The 9,436-nt window shown below is 42.7% G+C and carries 6 protein-coding genes; 4 read left to right on the top strand and 2 right to left on the bottom strand.

All coding sequences use genetic code 11. The features are described from left to right. Positions 1 to 36: 36 nt before the first annotated feature. Together HT697_RS09830 and argS are read right to left on the bottom strand one after the other, a co-directional pair. Positions 37 to 282, bottom strand: coding sequence for a hypothetical protein (locus HT697_RS09830; RefSeq protein ID WP_000084859.1), 246 nt, complete (start codon positions 280 to 282; stop codon positions 37 to 39). A gap of 502 nt (positions 283 to 784) precedes the next feature. Further along, on the bottom strand, positions 785 to 2,476 hold the full coding sequence (gene argS, locus HT697_RS09825) for an arginine--tRNA ligase (RefSeq protein ID WP_173214517.1): 1,692 nt from the start codon (positions 2,474 to 2,476) through the stop codon (positions 785 to 787). A gap of 134 nt (positions 2,477 to 2,610) precedes the next feature. Here argS and argR point away from each other — a divergent pair, with 134 nt between their 5' ends. The 4 genes from argR (at position 2,611) to patB (ending at position 9,263) form a co-directional block, all read left to right on the top strand. Further along, a complete protein-coding gene (gene argR, locus HT697_RS09820; RefSeq protein WP_001231476.1) occupies positions 2,611 to 3,057 on the top strand; it encodes an arginine repressor in 447 nt (148 codons plus the stop codon). A 50-nt stretch (positions 3,058 to 3,107) separates the two neighbouring features. Then, positions 3,108 to 5,642, top strand: a complete 2,535-nt coding sequence (gene mutS, locus HT697_RS09815) for a DNA mismatch repair protein MutS (protein ID WP_173214519.1) — start codon at positions 3,108 to 3,110, stop codon at positions 5,640 to 5,642. A 146-nt stretch (positions 5,643 to 5,788) separates the two neighbouring features. Then, the gene (gene patA, locus HT697_RS09810) at positions 5,789 to 7,495 is read left to right on the top strand and encodes a multidrug efflux ABC transporter subunit PatA (protein WP_173214521.1); all 1,707 of its coding nucleotides are present in this window, start codon (positions 5,789 to 5,791) and stop codon (positions 7,493 to 7,495) included. Between the two features lies 1 nt (position 7,496). Beyond that, on the top strand, positions 7,497 to 9,263 hold the full coding sequence (patB, locus tag HT697_RS09805; protein WP_173214523.1) for a multidrug efflux ABC transporter subunit PatB: 1,767 nt from the start codon (positions 7,497 to 7,499) through the stop codon (positions 9,261 to 9,263). Positions 9,264 to 9,436 lie beyond the last annotated feature (173 nt).

Raw genomic sequence — 9,436 nt, 5'->3', positions numbered from 1 at the left:
ACGGGTGGTTATGATTTTCTTAAAGAATAGCTCGGTTTATTTCAATTGATCTGTAATGTCTTTTGACAGTAACATTCCCAGATGGTAAGTTTTATTGATGTAAGCAATGACATCATTGATATTTTCAGTCGTGTGAATTTTCTCCTTGATGTCAGCCCTAAATGTTTCATCCTTTAAAAGTTGTTCTTGGTAGAGCCTTTGAAGTCGTTCTTTTTCGTACTTATTGAGCAGAAAAAGGAACACCAAGCTAATTACAACGAGGATATAAGCATATTGGCTCATAGGATATCTCCCTGTATGATAAAGAAGTAGTAGTGAGTAAATTGAATTAGTCAATTCAAAATAGCAGAACAAGTCAGCAAAACTTGATAAGATTTTTGATAGACCTCTAAACCAAATTACGTATAGGATTTGGTCTTAGTTACTTAGACTGCTTTACAATCAAGTAACTTGAAGATTACGACATGAACCAAACCAAATCGATATTATTGGGTTAGATGAATTAGTAAAGCGTTTAGACAAGTATCTCTAGTTACGACGTTCTGGAACATAAATCGATCATATTTATGTCCTAAAACTAGTGAAGCACCTAGCCAAATCTCTGATAGGATTTGGCGTTAGTTACTTAGACTACTTTACAATAAAGTGATTAAAAGATTACGACATGAGCCTAACCAAATCGATATTATTTGGTTAGGTGAATTAGTGAAGCGTTTAGGCAATTCGCCATATAGCGATTGCCGTCAAGAGACTAGGAACTTTAGTTCCAGTCTCTTGTAACGATTTACATCTTCTCAGGCGCTTCTACTCCAAGCAAGCGAAGGGCTTCTTTGAGAACGACTGCGGTTGCGTAGCTGAGGGCTAGACGGCTGTCGCGTTCTGGGCTTTCATCCAAGATACGTGTATGTGCATAATATTTGTTAAAGGCTTGAGCCAGGCTAATTGCAAATTTAGCAATGATAGAAGGTTCAAAGTTATCCGCCGCACGGTTGATAATACGTGGGAAGTCTTGGATGAGTTTGATGATTTCCCAGCTTTCAGCATCATTCAAGCTATAGTTGCCGGCTGTTTCTGGTTTGAAGTCTGCTTTACGTAAGATAGATTGGATACGAGCGTAGGCGTATTGAACATAAGGTCCAGTTTCACCCTCGAAGGATACCATAGCCTCTAGGTCGAAGTCGTATCCATTTGTACGGTCGGTCTTGAGGTCATAGAATTTAATGGCTCCAACTCCAACAGCATGGGCTACCTGATCTTTATTTTCAAGTTCAGGATTTTTAGCCTCTATTTGGGCCTTGGCACGGCTAATAGCCTCTGCAACAGTAGGCTCTAGCAAGATGACATTCCCTTTACGAGTAGAGAGTTTCTTCCCTTCTTTTGTAACCAAACCAAAAGGAACGTGGGTAATGTTGTCACTCCAGTCGTAGCCCATCTCTTGCAAGACAGCTTTGAGCTGTTTAAAGTGGGCAGATTGCTCTTGACCAACGACGTAGATAGATTTGGCAAATTGGTATTCATTTTTACGGTAAAGGGCTGCGGCCAAGTCACGTGTGATGTAGAGAGTTGCACCATCAGATTTCTTGATGAGGGCTGGATGTTCAATTCCATATTTCTCAAGATTTACAACCTGGGCACCTTCTGATTCAACAAGAAGGCCTTTTTCAGAAAGAATGTCTACAACTGCATCCATCTTATCGTTGTAGAAGGCTTCTCCGTTGTAGCTGTCAAATTCGACTTGCAATTCATTGTAAAGGCGGTTAAATTCCACTAAACTTTCATCACGGAACCATTGCCAAAGAGCGAGAGCTTCCTCGTCGCCATTTTCAAGCTTACGGAACCATTCGCGTGCTTCTTCATCCAAGCTAGGGTCATTTTCAGCCTCAGCATTGATGCGGACATAGAGTTTAAGAAGTTCATCAATTGGATGAGCTTTTACAGCTTCTTCGTCGCCCCATTTTTTGTAGGCAACAATCAACATCCCAAACTGTTTACCCCAGTCTCCCAAATGGTTGACCTTGACTGTTTGATAACCGATTTTTTGGAAGATATGTGACAAGCTATCTCCGATAACAGTTGAGCGCAGGTGACCAATAGAGAATGGTTTAGCGATATTGGGACTAGACATATCGATAACAACATTTTCTTGTTTGCCAATAGTTTGATCAGCATAGTGTTCTTTTTCAGTGATAACAGCTTGCAATACTTGAGCAGAAATGGCAGATTTATCAAGGAAAAAGTTAACGTAAGGTCCCGTTGCGACAACCTTCTCAAAGGCTTGGCTGTTAATTTTTTCAGCCAGTTCAGCCGCAATCATTTGAGGTGCTTTACGTTCGACTTTTGCAAGAGAAAAAGCAGGGAAAGCAATGTCTCCCATTTCTGAGTTTTTAGGGGTTTCCAGTAAATTTAAAATAGCCTCTTGGTTCAGGCTATCAATGACGCTAGCCAATTCGCTAGCAATCAATTCTTTTGTATTCATTATGAGCTCCTTTTGGACTTTTCTACTATTTTATCACATTTTTAAAGAAAGAAGAAAAACTTTTTGAAATCTCCTATTTTTTTGGTATAATATAGTTATAAAAATAGTTATAAATATTCACATAAGAGGATTTTATGAGAAAAAGAGATCGTCATCAGTTAATAAAAAAAATGATTACTGAGGAGAAATTAAGTACACAAAAAGAAATTCAAGATCGGTTGGAGGCACACAATGTTTTTGTGACACAGACAACCTTGTCTCGTGATTTGCGCGAAATCGGCTTGACCAAGGTCAAGAAAAATGATATGGTGTATTATGTACTAGCAAATGAGACAGAAAAGATTGATTTGGTGGAATTTTTGTCTCATCATTTAGAAGGTGTTGCAAGAGCAGAGTTTACTTTGGTGCTTCATACCAAACTGGGAGAAGCCTCTGTTTTGGCAAATATTGTAGATGCAAACAAGGATGAATGGATTTTAGGAACAGTTGCTGGTGCCAATACCTTATTGGTTATTTGTCGAGACCAGCACGTTGCCAAACTCATGGAAGATCGTTTGCTAGATTTGATGAAAGATAAGTAAGGTCTTGGGAGTTGCTCTCAAGACTTATTTTTGACAAGGAGAGACGGAAAATGGCGACAGAAAAGCTATCACCCGGCATGCAACAGTATGTGGATATTAAAAAGCAATATCCAGATGCTTTTTTGCTCTTTCGGATGGGTGATTTTTATGAATTATTTTATGAGGATGCGGTCAATGCTGCGCAGATTCTGGAAATTTCCTTAACGAGTCGCAACAAGAATGCCGACAATCCGATTCCTATGGCGGGTGTTCCCTATCATTCTGCCCAACAGTATATCGATGTCTTGATTGAGCAGGGTTATAAGGTGGCTATCGCAGAACAGATGGAAGATCCTAAACAAGCAGTTGGGGTTGTGAAACGAGAGGTTGTTCAAGTCATTACGCCAGGGACAGTGGTCGATAGCAGTAAGCCGGATAGTCAGAACAACTTCTTGGTTGCCATAGATCGAGATGGCAATCAATTTGGCTTAGCTTATATGGACCTGGTGACGGGTGACTTTTATGTGACAGGTCTTTTGGATTTCACGCTGGTTTGTGGGGAAATCCGTAATCTCAAGGCGCGAGAAGTGGTGCTGGGCTATGACTTGTCTGAGGAAGATGAACAAATCCTTAGTCGTCAGATGAATCTGGTACTTTCCTATGAAAAAGAAGGCTTTGAAGACCTTCATTTGCTGGATTCACGATTGGCAGCTGTGGAGCAAGCGGCATCTAGTAAATTGCTCCAGTATGTTCATCGGACTCAGATGAGGGAATTGAACCACCTCAAGCCTGTTATCCGCTATGAAATCAAAGATTTTTTGCAGATGGATTATGCGACCAAGGCTAGTCTGGATTTGGTTGAGAATGCTCGTTCAGGCAAGAAGCAAGGCAGTCTTTTCTGGCTTTTGGATGAAACCAAGACGGCTATGGGTATGCGTCTCTTGCGTTCTTGGATTCATCGCCCCTTGATTGATAAGGAACGAATCGTCCAACGTCAAGAAGTGGTGCAGGTCTTTCTTGATCACTTTTTTGAGCGCAGTGATTTGACAGACAGTCTCAAGGGTGTTTATGATATCGAACGCTTGGCTAGTCGTGTTTCTTTTGGCAAGACCAATCCCAAGGATCTCTTGCAGCTGGCGACTACCTTGTCCAGTGTGCCACGGATTCGTGCGATTTTAGAAGGGATGGAGCAACCTGCTTTAGCTTATCTCATCGAACAACTGGATGGAATCCCTGAGTTGGAGAGTTTGATTAGCGCAGCGATTGCTCCTGAAGCTCCTCATGTGATTACAGATGGGGGAATTATCCGAACTGGATTTGATGAGACCTTAGACAAGTACCGTCGCGTTCTCAGAGAAGGGACTGGTTGGATTGCTGAAATTGAGGCTAAGGAGAGAGAAAACTCTGGTATCAGCACGCTTAAGATTGACTACAATAAAAAGGATGGCTACTATTTCCATGTGACCAATTCACAGCTGGGGAATGTGCCAGCCCACTTTTTCCGTAAGGCGACGCTGAAAAACTCGGAACGTTTTGGAACTGAGGAATTGGCGCGTATCGAGGGAGATATGCTGGAGGCGCGTGAGAAGTCAGCCAATCTAGAATACGAAATCTTTATGCGTATTCGTGAAGAGGTCAGCAAGTACATCCAACGTTTACAAGCTCTAGCCCAAGGAATTGCGACAGTTGATGTCTTACAGAGTCTGGCAGTTGTTGCTGAAACCCAGCATTTGATTCGACCTGAGTTTGGTGACGATTCACAAATTGATATCCAGAAAGGGCGCCATGCTGTCGTTGAAAAGGTTATGGGGGCTCAGACCTATATTCCCAATACGATTCAGATGGCAGAAGATACCAGTATCCAACTGATTACAGGGCCCAATATGAGCGGGAAGTCAACCTACATGCGTCAGTTAGCCATGATGGCGGTTATGGCTCAGTTGGGTTCTTATGTGCCAGCAGAAAGCGCCTATTTACCTATTTTTGATGCGATTTTTACCCGCATTGGAGCAGCAGATGACTTGGTTTCAGGTCAATCAACCTTCATGGTGGAGATGATGGAGGCCAATAATGCCATTTCGCATGCAACCAAGAACTCTCTCATTCTCTTTGATGAGTTAGGTCGTGGAACTGCAACTTATGACGGTATGGCTCTTGCTCAGTCTATCATCGAATACATTCATGAGCATATCGGAGCCAAGACCCTCTTTGCGACCCACTACCATGAGTTGACTAGTCTGGAGTCTAGCTTGGAACACTTGGTCAATGTCCACGTGGCAACTTTGGAGCAGGATGGGCAGGTCACCTTCCTTCACAAGATTGAACCAGGACCAGCTGATAAATCCTACGGTATCCATGTTGCCAAGATTGCTGGCTTGCCAGCAGATCTCCTAGCAAGGGCGGATAAGATTTTGACTCAGTTAGAGAATCAAGGTACAGAAAATCCTATTCCTATGAGACAAACAAGTGCTGTCACAGAACAAATTTCACTCTTTGATACACCTGAAGAGCATCCTATCCTAGCAGAATTAGCTAAACTAGATGTTTACAATATGACACCTATGCAGGCTATGAATGTCTTGGTCGAGTTAAAACAGAAACTATAAAGCCAAGACTCACTAGTTAATCTAGCTATATCAAGGAGACTTCTTTGACAAGTTCCCACTTTTTTGCTAGAATAACATCACACAAACAGAATGAAAAGGAGCTGACGCATTGTCGCTCCCTTTTGTCTATTTTTTAAGGAGAAAGTATGCTGATTCAGAAAATAAAAACCTACAAGTGGCAGGCCTTGGCTTCGCTCCTGATGACAGGCTTGATGGTTGCTAGTTCACTTTTGCAACCGCGTTATTTGCAGGAAGTGTTAGACGCCCTCCTTGCTGGGAAATATGAAGCTATTTATAGTATCGGGGCTTGGTTGATTGGTGTGGCCGTGGTCGGTCTAGTTGCTGGTGGGCTCAATGTTGTCCTTGCAGCCTATATTGCCCAAGGAGTTTCATCCGATCTTCGAGAGGATGCCTTCCGTAAAATCCAAACCTTTTCTTATGCCAATATTGAACAATTTAATGCGGGAAATCTAGTCGTTCGCATGACAAATGACATCAACCAGATTCAGAACGTCGTCATGATGACCTTCCAAATTCTGTTCAGACTTCCCCTCTTGTTTATCGGTTCCTTTATCTTGGCGGTTCAAACCCTACCTTCTCTGTGGTGGGTGATTGTTCTCATGGTAGTCTTGATTTTTGGTTTGACTGCTGTCATGATGGGGATGATGGGACCTCGTTTTGCCAAGTTTCAAACCCTTCTTGAGCGCATCAATGCCATTGCTAAGGAAAATCTGCGCGGTGTTCGTGTGGTCAAGTCCTTTGTCCAAGAAAAAGAGCAGTTTGCTAAGTTTACGGAGGTTTCAGACGAGCTTCTCGGTCAAAATCTTTACATCGGTTATGCCTTTTCAGTAGTGGAACCCTTTATGATGTTGGTCGGTTACGGGGCGGTCTTCCTCTCTATTTGGCTGGTTGCAGGGATGGTTCAGTCGGATCCGTCAGTTGTTGGCTCCATTGCTTCCTTTGTCAATTACCTAAGCCAGATTATCTTTACCATTGTTATGGTTGGATTTTTGGGAAATTCTGTCAGCCGTGCCATGATTTCTATGCGTCGTATTCGAGAAATTCTGGATGCAGAGCCAGCTATGACTTTCAAGGATGTCCCAGATGAAGAGTTGGTCGGTAGTCTTAGCTTTGAAAATGTGACCTTTACCTATCCAATGGACAAGGAACCGATGCTGAAAGATGTGAGCTTTACTATTGAACCTGGTCAAATGGTTGGTGTGGTTGGAGCAACTGGTGCAGGGAAGTCAACCTTGGCTCAATTGATTCCACGTCTCTTTGATCCACAGGAAGGGGCCATCAAAATTGGAGGCAAGGATATTCGCGAAGTGAGTGAAGGAACCCTGCGTAAAACAGTGTCTATCGTTCTTCAACGTGCCATTCTCTTTAGTGGAACGATTGCTGATAACTTGAGACAGGGTAAGGGAGATGCTACTCTATTTGAAATGGAGCGCGCAGCCAATATTGCCCAAGCCAGTGAATTCATTCATCGTATGGAGAAAACCTTTGAGAGTCCAGTTGAGGAACGGGGAACCAACTTTTCAGGTGGGCAAAAACAAAGGATGTCGATTGCGCGTGGGATTGTCAGCAATCCGCGTATTCTGATTTTTGACGATTCGACCTCGGCCTTGGATGCTAAGTCAGAGCGCCTAGTTCAAGAAGCCTTGAATAAGGACTTGAAGGGAACAACAACCATTATCATCGCGCAAAAGATTAGCTCGGTTGTCCATGCAGACAAGATCTTGGTACTGGATCAAGGACGATTGATTGGTCAAGGCACGCATGCAGACTTGGTTGCCAACAATGCCGTTTACCGTGAAATCTACGAAACACAGAAAGGAAAGGAGGAGTGAAATGAAGACAGTTCAATTTTTTTGGCATTATTTTAAAGTCTATAAGCTATCATTTGTAGTCGTCATCCTGATGATTGTTCTGGCGACTCTTGCCCAAGCTCTCTTTCCGGTCTTTTCTGGACAAGCAGTGACGCAGTTAGCTAATTTAGTTCAAGCTTATCAAGATGGCAATCCAGAACTTGTTTGGCAAAGCCTATCAGGAATCATGGTCAATCTTGGTCTGCTGGTTTTGGTTCTCTTTATCTCCAGTGTCATATACATGTGTCTCATGACGCGCGTGATTGCAGAGTCGACCAACGAGATGCGCAAAGGCCTCTTCGGTAAGCTTGCTCGGTTGACGGTTTCTTTCTTTGACCGCCGACAAGATGGCGATATCCTATCTCGTTTTACTAGTGATTTGGATAATATCCTCCAAGCCTTTAATGAAAGTCTGGTTCAGGTCATGAGTAATATTGTTTTATACATTGGTCTGATTCTTGTCATGTTTTCGAGAAATGTAACCCTGGCCCTCATCACTATTGCCAGCACACCAGTAGCCTTCCTCATGCTGATTTTCATCGTGAAAATGGCACGCAAATACACCAACCTCCAGCAGAAAGAGGTAGGGAAGCTCAACGCCTATATGGACGAGAGTATTTCAGGTCAAAAAGCTGTTATTGTGCAAGGAATTCAAGAGGATATGATGGCAGGATTTCTTGAACAAAATGAGCGCGTGCGCAAGGCGACCTTTAAAGGAAGAATGTTCTCAGGAATTCTTTTCCCTGTCATGAATGGGATGAGCCTGGTTAATACAGCCATCGTCATCTTTGCTGGTTCAGCTGTACTTTTGAATGATAAGTCTATTGAAACAAGTACAGCCCTAGGTTTGATTGTTATGTTTGCCCAATTTTCACAGCAGTACTACCAGCCTATTATCCAAGTTGCAGCTAGTTGGGGAAGCCTTCAGTTAGCCTTTACAGGTGCTGAACGGATTCAGGAAATGTTTGACGCAGAGGAAGAAATCCGACCTGAAAAGGCTCCAATCTTCACTAAGTTGCAAGAAGGTGTTGAAATCAGCCACATTGATTTCTCATATTTGCCTGATAAACCTATTTTGAAAGATGTCAGCATTTCCGCTCCGAAAGGTCAGATGACAGCGGTTGTTGGGCCGACAGGGTCAGGGAAAACGACTATTATGAACCTCATCAATCGCTTTTATGATGTTGATGCTGGTGGTATTTATTTTGATGGCAAAGACATCCGTGACTATGATTTGGATAGTCTCAGAAGCAAGGTGGGAATTGTCTTGCAGGATTCGGTCTTGTTTAGCGGAACGATTCGAGACAATATCCGTTTTGGTGTGCCAGATGCTAGTCAAGAAATGGTTGAGGCAGCAGCCAAGGCAACCCATATCCACGACTACATCGAAAGCTTGCCTGATAAGTACGATACTCTTATCGATGATGACCAGAGCATCTTCTCGACAGGGCAGAAACAATTGATTTCTATCGCTCGAACCTTGATGACAGATCCAGAAGTTCTCATTCTCGATGAAGCCACTTCAAACGTAGATACGGTGACAGAAAGCAAGATTCAGCATGCCATGGAGGCGGTTGTAGCAGGCAGAACCAGTTTCGTCATTGCCCACCGTTTGAAGACCATCCTCAATGCAGACCAGATTATTGTCCTTAAAGATGGAGAAGTCATTGAACGCGGTAACCACCATGAACTTTTGAAACTAGGTGGCTTCTACTCAGAACTCTATCACAATCAATTTGTTTTTGAATAAGAAAAAGTTGTCCTATGTGGGCAGCTTTTTCTTGCCCATAAAAAATTTTTATCACAGCCTTAAAAAAAACATATTAGACGAAAGGCTTTTTGAGTGATATGATAGGACTATCGTTATACTCAATGAAAATCAAAGAGCAAACTAGGAAACTAGTCGCAGGTTGCTCAAAGCAC

It is taken from the genome of Streptococcus sp. 1621, assembly GCF_013276615.1.
Lineage (GTDB): Bacteria > Bacillota > Bacilli > Lactobacillales > Streptococcaceae > Streptococcus.
The sequence above is the reverse complement of the archived record's forward strand: the minus strand, read 5'-3'. Positions and strand labels throughout refer to the sequence as shown.